General features: G+C 60.8%; 15 protein-coding genes. 7 read left to right on the top strand and 8 right to left on the bottom strand.

Features of this window, described 5'->3' with window-relative positions; all coding sequences use genetic code 11:
* Positions 1–2: 2 nt before the first annotated feature.
* Together benC and FQ192_RS09230 are read left to right on the top strand one after the other, a co-directional pair.
* Positions 3–1016 carry a benzoate 1,2-dioxygenase electron transfer component BenC gene (gene benC, locus FQ192_RS09235; protein WP_149658332.1) on the top strand — a complete coding sequence of 338 codons (1014 nt, stop codon included), beginning with the start codon at positions 3–5 and terminating at the stop codon, positions 1014–1016.
* Positions 1017–1153: 137 nt separating this feature from the next.
* Positions 1154–1927, top strand: a complete 774-nt coding sequence (locus FQ192_RS09230) for a 1,6-dihydroxycyclohexa-2,4-diene-1-carboxylate dehydrogenase (protein ID WP_149658331.1) — start codon at positions 1154–1156, stop codon at positions 1925–1927.
* A gap of 8 nt (positions 1928–1935) precedes the next feature.
* On the opposite strand, the gene FQ192_RS09225 is transcribed toward FQ192_RS09230, so the two are convergent.
* Entirely contained in the window at positions 1936–2298 is a 363-nt protein-coding gene (locus FQ192_RS09225) for an NUDIX hydrolase (protein ID WP_149658330.1), read from the bottom strand.
* A 212-nt stretch (positions 2299–2510) separates the two neighbouring features.
* Here FQ192_RS09225 and FQ192_RS09220 point away from each other — a divergent pair, with 212 nt between their 5' ends.
* Positions 2511–2702, top strand: a complete 192-nt coding sequence (locus FQ192_RS09220) for a DUF2188 domain-containing protein (protein ID WP_149658329.1) — start codon at positions 2511–2513, stop codon at positions 2700–2702.
* A gap of 52 nt (positions 2703–2754) precedes the next feature.
* Here FQ192_RS09220 and osmE read toward each other — a convergent pair whose 3' ends face one another.
* Positions 2755–3126: an osmotically-inducible lipoprotein OsmE gene (gene osmE, locus FQ192_RS09215; RefSeq protein WP_149658328.1), complete on the bottom strand. Its 372-nt coding sequence runs from the start codon at positions 3124–3126 to the stop codon at positions 2755–2757.
* A 22-nt stretch (positions 3127–3148) separates the two neighbouring features.
* Complete coding sequence (locus FQ192_RS09210; protein WP_149658599.1) at positions 3149–3379, bottom strand: hypothetical protein; 231 nt, start codon at positions 3377–3379, stop codon at positions 3149–3151.
* A gap of 164 nt (positions 3380–3543) precedes the next feature.
* On the opposite strand from FQ192_RS09210, the gene FQ192_RS09205 reads away from it, so the two are divergent.
* On the top strand, positions 3544–3879 hold the full coding sequence (locus FQ192_RS09205) for a hypothetical protein (protein WP_149658327.1): 336 nt from the start codon (positions 3544–3546) through the stop codon (positions 3877–3879).
* 68 nt (positions 3880–3947) lie between these two features.
* Here FQ192_RS09205 and FQ192_RS09200 read toward each other — a convergent pair whose 3' ends face one another.
* Positions 3948–4505: an Rrf2 family transcriptional regulator gene (locus FQ192_RS09200; protein ID WP_149658326.1), complete on the bottom strand. Its 558-nt coding sequence runs from the start codon at positions 4503–4505 to the stop codon at positions 3948–3950.
* A 277-nt stretch (positions 4506–4782) separates the two neighbouring features.
* Between FQ192_RS09200 and FQ192_RS09195 the strand changes: the two genes are divergently transcribed.
* Positions 4783–5985, top strand: coding sequence for an NAD(P)/FAD-dependent oxidoreductase (locus tag FQ192_RS09195; protein WP_149658325.1), 1203 nt, complete (start codon positions 4783–4785; stop codon positions 5983–5985).
* 196 nt (positions 5986–6181) lie between these two features.
* On the opposite strand, the gene FQ192_RS09190 is transcribed toward FQ192_RS09195, so the two are convergent.
* The 4 genes from FQ192_RS09190 to FQ192_RS09175 all read right to left on the bottom strand — a co-directional run bounded on the left by FQ192_RS09190 (position 6182) and on the right by FQ192_RS09175 (position 13010).
* Positions 6182–8659 (bottom strand): TonB-dependent siderophore receptor, encoded by a 2478-nt coding sequence (locus FQ192_RS09190; protein WP_149658324.1) that lies wholly within the window; start codon positions 8657–8659, stop codon positions 6182–6184.
* Positions 8660–8695: 36 nt separating this feature from the next.
* Positions 8696–9193 (bottom strand): RidA family protein, encoded by a 498-nt coding sequence (locus FQ192_RS09185; RefSeq protein ID WP_149658323.1) that lies wholly within the window; start codon positions 9191–9193, stop codon positions 8696–8698.
* A gap of 25 nt (positions 9194–9218) precedes the next feature.
* Positions 9219–10793 (bottom strand): FAD-dependent oxidoreductase, encoded by a 1575-nt coding sequence (locus FQ192_RS09180; RefSeq protein WP_149658322.1) that lies wholly within the window; start codon positions 10791–10793, stop codon positions 9219–9221.
* A gap of 84 nt (positions 10794–10877) precedes the next feature.
* Positions 10878–13010 (bottom strand): TonB-dependent receptor, encoded by a 2133-nt coding sequence (locus FQ192_RS09175; RefSeq protein ID WP_149658321.1) that lies wholly within the window; start codon positions 13008–13010, stop codon positions 10878–10880.
* A 384-nt stretch (positions 13011–13394) separates the two neighbouring features.
* Between FQ192_RS09175 and FQ192_RS09170 the strand changes: the two genes are divergently transcribed.
* Positions 13395–14279, top strand: a complete 885-nt coding sequence (locus FQ192_RS09170) for a LysR substrate-binding domain-containing protein (RefSeq protein ID WP_149658320.1) — start codon at positions 13395–13397, stop codon at positions 14277–14279.
* A 100-nt stretch (positions 14280–14379) separates the two neighbouring features.
* Complete coding sequence (aguA, locus tag FQ192_RS09165) at positions 14380–15489, top strand: agmatine deiminase (RefSeq protein WP_149658319.1); 1110 nt, start codon at positions 14380–14382, stop codon at positions 15487–15489.

Genomic DNA, 15489 nt, shown 5'->3' with positions numbered 1-15489 from the left:
TCATGACGCATTCCATTGCATTCAATTTCGAAGACGGCGTCACCCGTTTCATCGACGCCAACCCTGGCGAAACCGTGGCCGATGCCGCGTACCGCCAGGGCATCAATATTCCGCTGGACTGCCGCGACGGCGCCTGCGGCACCTGCAAATGTTTTGCCGAGGCCGGGCGTTACGACCTGGGCGAGGAGTACATCGAAGACGCCCTCAGCGCGGACGAAGCCGAACAAGGTTTTGTCCTGACCTGCCAGATGCGCGCCCAGAGCGATTGCGTGGTGCGGGTCCCGGTTTCCTCGGACGTGTGCCGTACCCGCCAGGCCAGTTTTGAAGCGACCATCAGCGCTGTTCGGCAGTTGTCCGACAGCACCATTGCGCTGTCGATCAAAGGTGAGGCCCTCAGCAAACTCGCTTTCCTGCCAGGGCAATACGTGAACCTTGGGGTTCCCGGCAGCGAGCAGACCCGTGCGTATTCCTTCAGCTCGTTGCAGCGCGATGGCGAGGTCAGTTTCCTGATTCGCAACGTGCCCGGCGGCCTGATGAGCAGCTTCCTCACCGGCATGGCCAAGGCCGGCGACAGCATGACCCTGGCTGGACCGCTGGGCAGTTTCTACCTAAGGGATATCCGCCGTCCGCTGTTGTTGCTGGCCGGTGGCACCGGTTTGGCACCGTTCACCGCGATGCTGGAAAAAATCGCCGAGCAGGGTAGCGAGCAACCGCTGCATCTGATCTACGGCGTGACCAACGACTTCGACCTGGTGGAGCTCGATCGGCTGGAAGCCTTCGCCGCGCGCATCCCGAATTTCAGCTTCAGCGCCTGCGTGGCCAACCCCGACAGCCAGCATCCGCTCAAGGGCTATGTGACCCAGCACATCGAGCCGCGGCATCTGAACGACGGCGATGTCGACGTTTACCTGTGCGGCCCGCCGCCGATGGTCGAGGCGGTCAGCCACTACATTCGCGAACGAGGGATCGCCCCGGCGAATTTCTACTACGAGAAGTTTGCTGCCAGCGCGGCATAAAATTTTCTACGGCGCCGCCCCCCCCCCGTAGGAGTCGCCGAAGTCTGTGATCTTTTGGTCCTGATCTTAAAAAGCAATGTCAAAAGATCGCAGCCTTCGGCAGCTCCTGCGGGAGAGGGGGTTGTCATGAGGTGTGTATGAACAGATTTCACGAAAAAATCGTGTTGATTACCGGGGCTGCCCAAGGCATTGGACGGCGTGTCGCTGAGCGTATGGCGGCGGAGGGCGCGCGGTTGATTCTGGTTGATCGCTCCGAGCTGGTTTTCGAGTTACAACTGCAACTGGGGCAAGGCAGCCAGGTACTTGCGCTGACCGCCGACCTTGAGGATTACAGCGAATGCAGCCGAGTGATGAAAACCGCCGTCGAGCGCTTTGGCCGTCTGGATGTGCTGGTCAATAACGTCGGCGGGACGATCTGGACCAAGCCCTTCGAACATTACGAAGTGCAACAGATCGAAGCTGAAGTGCGTCGCTCGCTGTTCCCGACGCTGTGGTGTTGCCATGCCGCGCTGCCGTTCATGCTGGAGCAAGGCCGTGGGGCCATCGTCAATGTTTCGTCCATTGCTACCCGCAGCGTCAATCGAGTGCCGTATGGCGCAGCGAAAGGCGGGGTCAATGCGCTGACGGCGTGCCTGGCATTCGAAACCGCCGGTCGCGGGGTCCGGGTCAATGCCACGGCACCGGGCGGCACTGAGGCACCGCCACGGGTGATCCCGCGTAACAATGCCGGGCAAAGCGCGCAGGAAAAGGTCTGGTATCAGCAGATTGTCGAGCAAACCCTCGACAGCAGTTGGATGAAGCGCTACGGCACGCTGGATGAGCAGGCCAGCGCTATCTTGTTCCTGGCCAGCGACGAGGCTTCCTATATCACCGGCATGATTATGCCGGTGGGCGGTGGCGATCAGGGCTGAGGCCAGCCTTATAAGCGCCGCTGAAACGCCTTGACGATCCGCAGCGTGGCGTCGCTGATTTTCAGGTTGTGGATGGCGTCCAGCGGATGCCACATGCAATCGATGATCTCGTTTTGTGGCCGGGCGTTGTCGAGGTTGACCACTGATGCTTCATAGACGTGGTGTCGGGTGCCGCCATCTTCCACCTCCATCAGGTACAGCATGCCGTCGACCCTCAGCCCGGTTTCTTCCGCCAGTTCGCGGATGGCCGCGTCGGCTCTGGTTTCGCCCGGCTCGACCTTGCCGCCGGGCAAAATCCAGCGACACCGGGGCTTGCGTACCAGGAGGACGTGTCGGTCTTGTTCGCATATCACGGTGGCGCGTACTTTCATGTGTTACCTGATTGCCCGTTTGTCATAAAACAGTCACAAAAATGCAATATTCGAGCCGAGGCCCGGTATTCCGGCGGCTTGAAGGGTTGGAGTGGTCATGCAAGGGGAAAGTGCCACCAAACGTCGCGACGTCTGGTCGGCACCTGGGCAGGGAGCGGGTGTAGGGTAGGCACGTCAATCGTGGATGTTCACTGCCCAATAAGGAGGTGACTATGAGCATTGAGATGCTGACCAAGATGCACATGAACGGTTACGACGTCCTCAGCGTCAATCATGGCCCATGGCGGGTCTGCACCAAAGGTGACCGTTTGGCCGCCTTCGCCAGCCGTGAAGAGGCACTGGCTTTCGCGGCGTCTCTGCCAACCTATAAGGCGCGGACGAGACGGCCGGCGCCTGACCAGTAGTCGACGTGTGTGTAGCCCCGGCCTGCCCCCGGGGCTTTTTATTGGCGCTCGGCTAGTAGCCGCTGCCGCCCATGCCCCCCATTCCGCTTGAGGAGTGAGAGGGTTCCCGGGCTCTGCGTTGGGCGTTACTCCATTCCGCGCAGCTCATGAAACTGGTGTGATCCACCTTGCCCGCGCCATTGAAACTGACGTTGTAGGGTTGCTGGCGGCCTTCCTGAACCAGCTTGTAGTCATAACAGCTGCCGGGCTCCACCGTGCGATCGGTGACGGCCAGGGGCTTGCCGCCGATCTGCTCGACTTGATCCTTGCTCATGCCGCTTTCGACTTTGGCCACCAGCGGCTGATTGCGATAGACGTGTGAATCGGTGCTGCAACCGCCCGATGCCGCCAGTACGGCGACCAAGGCGAACAGGGGCTTGTTCATGGCAGTGCTCCGGTGAGTGAGCTTACGGTCGGCGGATATGCCGCGCCTTCACTTCCTCGGCGTAGCTCTTCAGCCGTTCTTCATCCCCCTGGAGCACCTCCCGCAGCCTCAGGGCTACCTGGGCATCCACTTCATTGCCAGCCTGGCGAAACTGTTCAGCCAGGCGCAAAAGTTCGACCGCCGACCAGCGCAGATTCGACTCCACACTTTGCAAGTCGCGATGCAATGCTTTCTCGAGTTCGTTTAGCAAAATGATGACCTCCTGCAAAATCCCACTCCGAAAGATTAGTCGCGTTTACCCGGTGGGGCGTTCCGTTCGTAAGGGCGCACGTCGGTTCTGTCGCTTTCGCCAATCGTTCGCTGGAAGTCTGGGCGGCTACGCGCTACATTCGCCGTTTTTCGGGATGAGGAAGCGGTATGCGGATGTTGATGGCGGGGGTCGCGGTGGCGATGTTGGCGGGCTGTTCATTACCCGCATCCCTGGTGCCGGGCGAGCCCAATGTCAGCAAATACAGCGCCAAGCCGCCGAAAGACTACGTCGCGTGCGTGCTGCCGTTGTGGCAAGTGCAGATTCCCAAGACCAAACAAATGGCCATTTCCAACGGCTATCGCCTGACCGCGCCAAGCATCATCACGGCGGACGAGATTCTGGATATCGTGAAATCGAAGGACGGCAGCCGGGTGTCGCTGTACCAAGGGCCGCCGTGGGCGAAATCGGCGGCGATGCGCCAAGCGGTGCGTGACTGTCTGTAAGACTGGGTATCGATTTTGAAGAAAGCCGAAGCCGGATTATTCCGGCTTCGGCTTTTTTGTGGTGCTGGCTAGTCGGTGATGTCGGTCACCGCAATGCTTTGCTCTGAGCCTGCACCGCTTTTCTTCTCGCGACGATCTGTCAGCCATTCATCCACCTGACCGGAAAACTCCGGCGGGGCCTTGCGTCCGACCTTTCTCGCCAAATCAATCAGGGCGGTCTGGGCGAGGGCGTCTTCCATGCGTTTCTGCGCGGTCATCATCGCCCCATGCACCGCACAGCCGCCGTCCAGCGCCCAGGCCGGCGGCGCGCCTTCGAACAAAGCGCAACGGCCACGAATCTCACGGCAATCGAAGATCAGCTTCTGGCCGTCGATGGCGTTGACGATGTCCAACAGGGTGATTTCATCGGAAGGCCGGGCCAGTTTGAAACCACCGCGCACGCCTTCAGTGGCCACCACCAGTTTGGCCTTGGCCAGTTTGGTGAAGATTTTCGCCAGATAATCCAGCGGCACGCCTTGCAGCTCCGCGAGGTCGCGCACGCTCGCCTCGCGGGAGTCGCCGCCATTACCCACCAGAAAAAGCAGGCAATGAATGCCGTACTCAACGCCTGCGCTGTAAAGAGACATAGTGATCTCCGACTAATATTGTCGCAAATATTAGCAGCGGTTCAGGAGGGCGGCAACGCGCGTCGCGGCTTCTTTATTTATTGGGTTAGGGATGGGCTGATCAGTAAGGCTCGGCCCAGACGGGTTTTTAAAACCAATCTGATAAACCGATTGGAATGATCAGTAATGTTGACTTGTTTGGATTAAAGGCGACCAATAGAGTCGTAGTTATTCGGTCGGGCAGCCGTCATGACCCCTGAAAACATTCATCATCTGGTTTTCCACTCGGAGCTAAAAAATGAAACAACAGATTCTGGTCATTGGCGCAGGTTTTGGCGGCATGTGGACGGCGTTGAGCGCCACGCGTTTGTTCGATATCCATGGGCACGACCGCGTTGAAGTCACTGTCCTGGCGCCTCAGGCCGAGCTGCGGGTGCGTCCGCGCTTCTACGAACCGAATGCCCATCAACTGGCCGCGCCGATTGGCGAGCTGTTCGATGCGGTGGGTGTGAAGTTCGTCCAGGGCGCTGCTGACACCATCGATGTCGAGCAAAAACGTGTCGGTTATCTCGATGCGTCGGGTGCCAGACAGGTAATCAGCTACGACAAACTCGTTCTGGCCACTGGCAGCCGTCTCGCTTCACCGAACACCCCCGGTGTGATCGAGTACGCGTTCGACGTGGACCAGATCGAACAAGCCGTACGCCTGGAAAACCACCTCAAATCCCTGGCCAATCAGCCAGAAAGCAAAGCCCGCAACACCGTCGTTGTCGCCGGCGGCGGCTTCACCGGAATTGAAACTGCGACCGAAATGCCCGCTCGCCTGAGAGCCATCCTGGGCGATAACGCCAACATCAACGTGATCATCGTTGATCGCGGTGAGAAGGTCGGCGCGTCCATGGGCGCTGAAATCAGCCAGTCCATCGCCGAGGCGAGCACTGTGTTGGGCGTTAAATGGCAGCTGAAGTCGTCGGTGGTATCAGTCGATCAAAACGGTGTGACCCTGGCCGACGGTCAACGCATCGAAGCCAACACCGTGATCTGGACCACCGGCGTGCGCGCCAGCTCCCTGACCGAGCAAATCCCGGCTGAACGCGATCACCTTGGCCGCCTGCACGTGGACGCCCACCTGCAAGTCATCGGTCAGGACGATATCTTCGCCACGGGCGACGTGGCCTACGCCGCAAGCGACGACATCGGCAACCACGCGCTGATGACCTGCCAGCACGCGATCGTCCTCGGCCGTCATGCCGGTAACAACGTGGCCGCGCAGATGTTGGGTGTGGACCCGACGCCGTACAGCCAGCCCAAGTACGTGACGTGCCTGGACCTGGGCGCCTGGGGCGCGGTCTACACCGAAGGTTGGGATCGCCAGGTCAAACTGGTGAAACAGGAAGGCAAGGCGCTCAAGACGCAGATCAATACCGTGTGGATTTACCCGCCAGCCGCCAATCGCGAGACCGCTTGGGCTGCCGCCGATCCGTTGATTCCAATTGCGTGAGGTCCGCAAGTCCGCACAAATAGTGTTGATATATAAGGGCTTACGACGTTAATTAACCGAACAGTGCGCAGAATTATATTGTTTCAAAGTATTTTAGTAGGTTAATATCGCCCCGCGTTCACCACCACGGTTTATGCATTTTTAAGTCCCAGGCGTCCATCAGCTGCCTGGGATTTTTTTTGCCCGCGATTTGACATCAGAACGCGTACTGCAATCGGGTGTAGTAGTAACCCCCGGTGAAACCGAACGGTGAATAGCTGCCCCAGTTTTCGCCGAACGACGAGTTGGGCACACCGATATGGTCGGGGTATTTGTCGAACAGGTTCTGCGCGCCCACGGCCACGGTCAGTTGTTTGCTCAGCGCATAGGCCACATCCAGGTCGGTAATCCATTTGGCCGAGTACTCGCGATCCAGGCTCGGATCGCTCGAACTGTTGACCTCGGTGTACGTGCCATAACGGGTCAGCCGCAGGTTGACGTCGAAGTCGCTGATGCCCCAGTCGGCGGCGAAAATCATCTTGCTGCTCGGCGAGGTCTTGGTGATCAGCGCCCGGGACTGGCGACCCATCAGCTGGAAATTGCCGCCCAGTGCGGTCAGTTGTTCCGGGGTGTCGTTCACGCTGAGGATCTGGGTGTGGTTGTAGTTCAGCGCTGCGGTCCATTTCACCGTGCCGTAGCGATTGAGGTTCTGCCGGTAGTTGCCCACCACATCGACCCCGGACGTGCGGGTGCTGGCGCCGTTGGTGAAGTACTGCGCGCCCGCCGTGGCCGGTACGCCGATGCCGTCGAGCAGGGCGGCGATGCCCGGGCCCTGGAAGCGTTCGCTGAGCACCAGGCGATCACGCAGGTTGATCACGTAACCGTCGACCGTCAGGCTCAAATCCTCGCTTGGAGTCAGGGCGAAGCCGAGGCTGAAGTTGGTCGAGCGTTCAGGTTTCAACGCCTCGGCGCCGAGGGCCTGGGCGCCTGCCGAGTCCACCGGCAGGATCACGTAGTTGTAAGACTGGTAGACACCATTGATGGTGTCGAACCCGGTCGAGCGCGCGGTAAAAATCTGGTTGGCCAAAGAAGGCGCGCGAAAGCCATTGCTGACGCTGCCGCGCACCGAGAACACCGGGTTGAACTCATAGCGGGTGCTGAGCTTGCCGCTGCGGGTGCCGCCGATGCCTTCGTTGTAGTGTTCGTAACGGCCGGCGACGCCGACGTACCACTGTTCAACCGGGTAGAAGCCCAGATCGATGTAGCTGGCGACGCTGTTGCGGCTGACTTTCTGCGCATCTTCCGGGGTAATCCCATTGGTGACTTGCGCCCCCGGATCCGGACGTTGCCCGGCCCGTGGATGGCCGACCGGGAACACGTAACCGCCATCGATATACGAAGCTTCGGACCCGGCGCGGGTCTCGTAGCTTTCCCGCCGATGCTCGAAACCAAAGGCCACATCCATCGGCTTGGCCAGGCCGATTTCGTAGCTTTTTTTCAGGTCCAGGTTGCTGGTCAACTGGTCGGCGATGTAAATGCCGGAGGTGAATGTGTTCGGGGTGTTTTCGCCCAGGGACGGGTTCTGGTTGTCGTAGGTCCGCTGCTTGGCGTAGTTGCGCCCGTAGGTGCTGCTCAGGTCCCAGGCCCATCCGCCGAGGTTGTCGCCCTTGGCACCGAAAGCCGACTGGAAATCGGTTTCGTTGACCAGCCAATAAGGGCTGTAGCCATCGGGATAGCCATTGGGTCCGGTGGTGATGGTGTTGCGCCCGCTGGGCAGGCGGAAGTTCTGGCCGTCGTTGTTCTCGCGGGTGGCCACGGTCGAGAACGAATACAACGTCAGCGCATCATTGAGTGGCAGATCGAGGTTGTAGCCGGCATCGGCCAACTGACTGCGGGGCAAGCCATAGCCTTTGTAGGTGTGATGGCTGGCATCGGCTTCGCGCGGATCGGGCGAGCCATCGGCCTGCGGGTAGTAATGAGCGCTGTAGCCGTTGCTGCCGGCCTTGTTGTCGCGCTCCTGATACCGGGTGTCGAGGGACACGTTAAGTACTCCGGCCTCACCGACCTGAAACCCATAATTGAGCGCTTCCTGCCCGGTGCCGCGCTTGCCGTCGTAACCCTGGCCCAGCGTCGTATCAGAACTGCCGCCCGTGGTCTGCTTGAGGATGATGTTGATCACCCCGGAAATCGCATCCGAACCATATTGCGCCGCCGCCCCGTCGCGCAGCACTTCGATATGGTCGATGGACGCCACCGGGATCAGGTCCAGATCGCTCGGTGCCGCACCGCTGTTGATCCCATTGATGTTCAGCGTGGCGCTGGTGTGGCGGCGTTTGCCGTTGACCAGCACCAACACATGGGACGCGGTCAACCCGCGCAGGGTCGCCGAGCGCACCACGCCGCTGGCATCCCACCCGGCGCGGTCCGGCAGGTTAAACGAGGGAATGAATTTGCTCAGGGCTTCCAGCAGGCTCGGTTTGCCGACCGAGCGCAGTTGTTCGCCGGTCACCACATCAATCGGCGTCGGGCTGGTAGTGACGGTGCGTTGCTCGGCACCACGGTTGCCGGTGACCACCACGGTGTCGAGGGTTGGCGCGCCGGTTTCAGCGGCTTCAAGGCTGAACGAGGTCAGGCTGCACGCGAAGGATAGCGGCAATAACAAAGGACGATAAGCAGGGACTGGGCAGTTGCGCATAAGGGTGAAGCTCCTGAATTTCTAGTGTTATGCGTGTCATTTCTTGCGCGCGGCGATGGCTTCGATTTCCACCAGGCCGCCGGGCAGCGGCAGCGCGACGACCTGAATCGCCGTGCGCGCCGGTTTGTTCGGCTGCGCGGTGCTGCCAAAGAACGGCGTGTAGCCTTCCTGCAACCCGGCGAAATCAAGCGTGTTGCCCTTGGCCGGATCGCCCACCAGGAACACCCGCAGCTGCACCACATCGCCGAGGTCCAGGCCCTGGCTTTGCAGCACGCCTTTGAGCTTGTTCAGGATCGAGGTGGTCTGGGTTGCGGTATCGCCATACGCGGCGAAGGAATCCTTGGGCGCTTTCGGATCATGCAGATCGGCGAGCAATCCGCTGACAAACAGCAGATCGGTTTGCGCCGGCACCGACACCGCCAACGAGATCGGGAAATTCGAGTTGGGCAGGGCGATGCGTTTGATGTCGTCGGCCTGGCTGGTGAGGGCGGTGGCGGTCATGAGCAATCCTGTGAGCAAGGTAATGGCTTTCATCGTTCAGTCCTTTAAGCGAAAAGAGTCAGGCGGCAACGCCCGATTGAGTGCGTTCGGCATGTCGGCCAATCAGCGCGACGATGCGTCGGGCCGAGTCGGCGGCGCTGTTCTGCCAGATGCCGACGCCGCCGTGGGCGAGGGCGTCGCTGGCCAGATAGGTGCGGCCCTGGGGTTGGTTGAGAATCGCGTAAGCGCTCTCGCCAACCTCGTCGTTGACGATCCACGGGCCTTTGCTGAAGGGCACCTTGGCCCAGTTGATCGCCACCGGTTTTTGCAGCTTGGCGCTGTGGCCGGGGTGCAGCAGTTCGACGGCTTGCCGCGAGGAGGCGAACTGTTCGGCGAGGGATTTCTTGCTGAAGGCCTGGGCCGGTTCGCTGGTGTTGTAGGCGGCGACCAGGATCCCCTGGGCGCTGTTGAGCCGGTCGCTTGGATACCACAGGCCTTTGACTTCATGGTCCAGGTAAGAGAGGCCGCCATAGATGTTGAAGTCGGTTTCCCAGAAACGCGGCGACTGCCAGGCCACTTTGTTCGCTTGATCGCTTTGCGCGCTGAGGATCGCTTGCTTGAACGGCTGGCTGAAGTTGCTCGGCAGTTTCGCCAGCAATGGCAGCGGCACGGTGACCACCGCGTAATCGGCGTTCAGGGTCTGGGTCTTGCCAGTCTTGCGATCACGATAGGTGATGCGGCTGCCGCTTTCGGACGTCTGGATATCGCTGACTTCGGCGTTAAAACGCACGGCGTCCTTGAGCTTGTCGTAGAACGCGTAGGGAATCCGGTCCATGCCGCCCACCGGCTGGAACATGGTCGAAGAAAACTCGGGGATTTCGTCAAACACCAACGCGCCCCAGAGCTTGGGATTGAGCAGGGTTTGCAGTTCCAGCGGGGCCCGGGTCACCCCGGTTTGATCGCCGGCACCGGGCACGCGGGTGTAGCCGGAGCGCACGGAGCCTTTGTATTGGAAGTCGGCATTCAGGTCGCCATAGACCTTGAGGAAATTCAGCAAGGCCTTGCGGTCGTCGACGCTCAGATCCTGGTCCAGGGCTTGGCGGCTGACGGTGCGCGCCAGCAGTTCGGAGAGCTGGCCACGGGTGTCGTTGACCGCCTGGCGCAACTGGAACGCCGGTTTGCTCGGGTCCGGCAGAGCCAGGGCGTTGCGGCTGCTGTTGACCAGCACTTGCAGCTCGACGCCCAACTCGCGGCAGTAGCCGAGGATGGTCTGGTGATGGCTGGGAATTCGCGCCGGCCCGGCGTTGAAAAACTGCCCGTCATCGAAGTCGACGGTCTGGCTGACGCCGTCGTCGAAATCGACTTTGGTGCCACGGCGCAGGGTCCAGTTGCGTCCGCCGACGCGCTCCCGAGCCTCCAGAATCGTCACGCTGAAACCGGCCTTGCGCAGCTCATAGGCACTGACCAGCCCGGAGATCCCGGCACCGACCACCACCACGTTTTTGCCTTTGCCACTGCTGCCCAGTTGCAGCGGGGTGAACGTCGCCGCCACGGCTTGCGGCGTGAGCCCCAGCGCGCCGAGGGCGCTCACGGCGGCACCATAGCCGCCGACGGCGGCGATTCGGGTAATCATTTCTCTGCGGGTAAAAGCCATCGTGTTGCTCCTTGGCATTGAAGAGCGGCTGGATCCCCCGTAGGCGCAGCCTTCGTCAGCGCCTACAGGGGGATCACGTGAGGGTTAAAGGTCGTAACGCAGCGACAACAACAGGGTTCGCGGGTCGTTGATCGAGTAGTAGCGAGCGCCACTGGACGGCACGTAGCCGACCGATTGCGGGTAGGCGCGGTCGAGCAGATTTTTCACCGCCAGGGTGGTGGTCCAGTGGCCGTCGCTGGAGAGGTAGCGGGTGTTGGCGTTCCAGAAGGTCTGCTGGGGGATTTCCTGCACGTCGTCGTTCAACGCGTTGGCGTAGGACTTGGTCTGGAACTGCGCATCGGTGCCCGCCAGCCAGGTGCCGGGCAGGCCCGCCGGGATCGTGTAATTCAGGCCAACGCTGGCGTTCCAGCGGGGCGAGAACACCAGTTGTTTGCCGTTGGCATCGACCCCGGCGCCGCTGGCGTTTTCGAAATCGTCGTACTGGCTTTGCAGGTAGCCGACGTTGGCGGTCAGTTGCAGGTCGCGGGTCAGGGCGGTGAGGGTTTCCAGCTCGACGCCATAGGTGTGGGCCTGACCGACGTTGGTCCGCAGGCTCACGCCCAGCGCCGGGTCGTAGGCGTTGGTTTGCAGGTCCTTGTAGTCGTTGTAGAACACCGCGACGTTGGCCCGCAGGCGCTGGTCGAAGAAATCACCTTTGAAGCCGGTTTCCCAGGTGGTCACGTCTTCCGGCGAGAACGCTTGTTCGGCCGCCGCGCGGGTCGGCGCGCGGTTATCGTAGCCACCGGCCTTGAAGCCTTTGGCGACGTAGGCGTACTGGTTCAGATGCGGGGTCCAGGCGTATTCGAAACCGATTTTCGGGCTGGTGGACTGCCACGATTTGCTCGAATCAGCCGTGAAATTGGTCCCGGTAATCTGCCGGTTGGTGTTGATCGCGTAGTTGGTGTAATCGAAATTCTTGTGCTCGCGGGTAAAGCGCAGCCCGGCGATCAGCGACAGTTGCGGGGTGATCTTGTAGCTGCCCTGGCCATACAACGCGTAGCTTTCGGTGTTGGTCGTGCTGTATTGGCCCTGGCCAATCACCCGGTTGCGTGCCACGGAATAGGTCAGGTTGTCGCGGTCGGCTTCGAACTTCTCGCGGTACAGGTACAGGCCGGTGCTGAAGCTGAATTTGTCGTAGTCGCCGTTGAGCTGCCATTCCTGGGTGGCGTAGTCCTGCTTGTAGGTGATCAGGTTTTGCTGGATCAGCGCTGCTTGCCCCGAGTTGTCGTAGTCCACCGGTTGATTGAACCCGGAATAGGCGGTCACCGACTTGACGTTCAGGTTGTCGTTGATCGTGTAGATCGCGCGCAACACCGCGCTGCCCTGGTCGAGGCGGTTTTTCGGGTCGAGGCTGCTGTAGCTCTTGAATTTGTCGAAGTGGCCGTTGGCATCGAATGGCGTGTAGCTGGTGGTGTCGCCCCGGTCGAAGGTGCCGGCCAGGGTCAACTGCACATCCCACGGCGAATCGATGGGGTTCAAGCGCAGCTTGCCGCGATAGGACTGGATGTCGACGTTGTTCACATCCTTGCCGCGCGTCGGATCGGAAACGGTACCGTCGCGGGTCAGGCGAATCGCCGAAAAACTGCCGAACAGCGCGTTGTCCACGAGCGGGCCGCTGATCAGGAAACGGCCGTTCTGCGCGTTGTAATTACCGGCGCCCAGCTCAAAGAAGCCTCGGGTTTCCTGGGTCGGATCGCGGGTGATCACGCGGATCGCACCGGCGCTGCTGTTGCGTCCGTACAGCGTGCCTTGCGGGCCGCGCAGCACTTCGACGCGCTCGACGTCGTTGAAGTCGAGCATCGACGAAATGGCCCGTGGGATGTACAGGTCATCGGCGTACACCGCCACGGCGGATTCCTGGATCGGGTCGGTCTCGCCGATGCCGCGAATGCCGTAGGTCTGGGCACTGTAGGAGATCGACTGACGGCTGAGGGTCAGGTTCGGCACTTGCCCGGAGAGGTCGCGGATGCTTTTGATCTGCTTGTCTTCGAGGGTTTTTTCGTCGAACGCCGAGATCGCCAGCGGGGTTTTTTGCAGGTCTTCGCTGTGGTGCTCGGCGGTGACGGTGACAACGGGGAGGGCACCATCCTTGGTGTTTTCGTCGGCGTGGGCCGACAAGCCGAACAGGGCGAGCGACACGGCCAGCGTCAGTCGGTTTGCAGCGAAGGTGTTGTGCATGGTGAGCCCCAGGTGTGTCGTTGGCGTTGTCTGTTTTTTTTGGGGCAAAGCGTTGCCGGGGCCATGGTTTGAAAGCCATGGCGGCGGGGGCTTTTGCCGATTTCAGGTTTTGGTGTGGCAGTTGACCGTGGAGTGGTGTCGGCCGGAAAAACATGCAGTTCCGAGAGCCTCCACCTGGTCAGGGGTCGGTGATGGTTGTAACAGTATTTGTATAATACGGCGCTGTAAAAGTCCGATTAGTTATAAGTTAATTATAAAAAACAGTCATTAAGTATGAAGTTGAAATGCGTATTGCTGATGTTGTGTGGCAGGCAGAACTCAGCCCCACTAGACGCCCGCGACCGACCGGGGCAGCATGAGCCCCTCGAAATCGGGGCTCTCCTCATGCGACGTCTACCTTCCCTGGCAGCACTCAAAACCTTCGAATGCGCCGCCCGCCACGCGCATTTCGGCCGGGCGGCGGCGGAGTTGTGCGTGACCGACAGCGCCGTCAGCCATCAAATCCGCCAGCTCGAAGAGCAACTGGGTGTGTCGCTGTTTATCCGCGAAGGTCGGCAGATTCGCCCGACCATGGCCGCCGGGCGCCTGATGCAGAGTTTGCAGCAAGCCTTCGAACTGATCGGCGAGGCCTGCGATGAACTGCGTGATCCGTCGTCGCTGGCCGTGCTGCGTTTGGCGGTCACCGCCGAGCTGGCGCAAAAGTGGTTGATGAGTCGCCTCACGGATTTTTACGCGCGCTACCCGCACATCACCTTGCACCTCTACGAACAACCGATCGACGCCACCGCGCCGGGGGAAGACATCGACCTGGCAATCACCTACGGCACCGGTCCGGTGGACAGCAGTGCGTTTTTCGTGCGGCCATTGCCGGCGTTGCAGTTTTTCCCGGTGTGCAGCCCCGGGCTGTTCAACCAGGGCCTGCTGAAAACCCCGAAGGACCTGGCGCGCCATTGCCTGTTGCACGACGATCAGGACGGCAAGACCTGGACCGCCTGGCTCACCAGCCATGCCGGCGACCAGCGCCCGGAACGACAGCTGTATTTCGCCCACGCCGGGTTGGCGCTGGAAGCCGCCGCCCAGGGGCAGGGCGTGGCCATGGGCGATAACCTGACGGCGCAGGAAGATTTGCAGAGCGGTCGGCTGGTACGGCCGTTCGCGGCCAACATCACCGCGTTGGGCCAATACGCGCTGGTGTGCGAGCGGGTGCGCCTGGAGCGTCCGGCCGTGGCGCAGATGCTCGAATGGTTCAACGATCAACTGATTGATTGATGAGTTGAATTCAACTGTTCCGAAATAATCATCGTTGGCGAGGCGTCTGCCGGCGACCTTAGTCTGGGGTCATTCCAATCCCCGCTGATGAGGTTTGCCCATGGCACGTTTGCTCGATTCGACTCCAAAACAAGACGGCTTCCGCCTGCCCGGCGAGTTTGAAACCAAGTCCGGCTGCTGGCTCGGCTGGCCGGAGCGTACCGACGTGTGGCGCAACGGCGCCAAGCCCGCGCAGAAAGTCTGGGTGCAAATCGTCACCGCGATCTCCCAGAGCGAACCGGTCACCGTGTGTGCCTCTGCCACGCAGTTCGCCACCGCGCGCCGTCAGTTGCCGCCACAGGTGCGAGTCGTCGAGATGACCTGCAACGACACCTGGTTTCGCGACAGCGGCCCGTGCTTTGTGGTCAACGATGCCAGCGGCGAAGTGCGCGGCGTGGATTTCGAATTCAACGCCTATGGCGGCCTCGACGGCGGCTTGTACTACCCGTGGGACAAGGACGATCAGATCGCCAGCAAGATTCTCGAAATAGAACGCTTCGACCGCTACCGCGCGCCGCTGATTGCCGAACTGGGCGGCATCCAGAGCGACGGTCAGGGCAGCATTCTCACCACCGAGCAGTGCCTGCTCAACCGCAATCGCAACCAGCATTTGGGCAAGGATGAAGTCACCCGCCGACTGACCGATTACCTTGGCGCCGAGCAAGTCATCTGGCTGCCACGGGGCTGCAAGTTCGACGAAACCGATGGCCACGTCGATGACCTCGCGTGCTTCGTGCGCCCCGGCGAAGTGGTGCTGCAATGGACCGACAACCGCGATGACCCGCAATGGGAAATCTACCAGGAGGCCTACGACATCCTGCGCAGCACCCGCGACAGTCGTGGTCGCGAGTTGATCGTGCACAAGTTGCCGCAACCGGATGTGCTGGAATGGACCGCTGAAGAAGCCGAAGGACTGGATCAGCAGGACAGCACCCATACCCGTCAGGCCGGGACGAAGATCTGTGCGTCGTACATCAACTATTACGCCGGCAACACCTCGATCGTGGTGCCGTTGTTCGGCGACCGTCAGGATCAAGTGGCGTTGGCGACCCTCGCCGAACTGTTCCCCCGGCACAGGATTGTCGGCATCGAAAACTCTCGGGAAATCCTTCTCGGTGGCGGCAACGTCGCCTGCATCACCATGCCGCAGTACGCCGGCAAAGGAGTGTAA

It is taken from the genome of Pseudomonas sp. ANT_J12 (genome assembly GCF_008370045.1).
Lineage (GTDB): Bacteria > Pseudomonadota > Gammaproteobacteria > Pseudomonadales > Pseudomonadaceae > Aquipseudomonas.
The sequence above is the reverse complement of the archived record's forward strand: the minus strand, read 5'-3'. Positions and strand labels throughout refer to the sequence as shown.

What these genes read in the sequence shown, in the direction of transcription:
- benC (WP_149658332.1), top strand. Translation starts at nt 3, where the DNA reads ATGACGCATTCCATTGCATTCAATTTCGAAGACGGCGTCACCCGTTTC.
- FQ192_RS09230 (WP_149658331.1), top strand. Translation starts at nt 1,154, where the DNA reads ATGAACAGATTTCACGAAAAAATCGTGTTGATTACCGGGGCTGCCCAA.
- FQ192_RS09225 (WP_149658330.1), bottom strand. Translation starts at nt 2,298, where the DNA reads ATGAAAGTACGCGCCACCGTGATATGCGAACAAGACCGACACGTCCTC.
- FQ192_RS09220 (WP_149658329.1), top strand. Translation starts at nt 2,511, where the DNA reads ATGAGCATTGAGATGCTGACCAAGATGCACATGAACGGTTACGACGTC.
- osmE (WP_149658328.1), bottom strand. Translation starts at nt 3,126, where the DNA reads ATGAACAAGCCCCTGTTCGCCTTGGTCGCCGTACTGGCGGCATCGGGC.
- FQ192_RS09205 (WP_149658327.1), top strand. Translation starts at nt 3,544, where the DNA reads ATGCGGATGTTGATGGCGGGGGTCGCGGTGGCGATGTTGGCGGGCTGT.
- FQ192_RS09200 (WP_149658326.1), bottom strand. Translation starts at nt 4,505, where the DNA reads ATGTCTCTTTACAGCGCAGGCGTTGAGTACGGCATTCATTGCCTGCTT.
- FQ192_RS09195 (WP_149658325.1), top strand. Translation starts at nt 4,783, where the DNA reads ATGAAACAACAGATTCTGGTCATTGGCGCAGGTTTTGGCGGCATGTGG.
- FQ192_RS09190 (WP_149658324.1), bottom strand. Translation starts at nt 8,659, where the DNA reads ATGCGCAACTGCCCAGTCCCTGCTTATCGTCCTTTGTTATTGCCGCTA.
- FQ192_RS09185 (WP_149658323.1), bottom strand. Translation starts at nt 9,193, where the DNA reads ATGAAAGCCATTACCTTGCTCACAGGATTGCTCATGACCGCCACCGCC.
- FQ192_RS09180 (WP_149658322.1), bottom strand. Translation starts at nt 10,793, where the DNA reads ATGGCTTTTACCCGCAGAGAAATGATTACCCGAATCGCCGCCGTCGGC.
- FQ192_RS09175 (WP_149658321.1), bottom strand. Translation starts at nt 13,010, where the DNA reads ATGCACAACACCTTCGCTGCAAACCGACTGACGCTGGCCGTGTCGCTC.
- FQ192_RS09170 (WP_149658320.1), top strand. Translation starts at nt 13,395, where the DNA reads ATGCGACGTCTACCTTCCCTGGCAGCACTCAAAACCTTCGAATGCGCC.
- aguA (WP_149658319.1), top strand. Translation starts at nt 14,380, where the DNA reads ATGGCACGTTTGCTCGATTCGACTCCAAAACAAGACGGCTTCCGCCTG.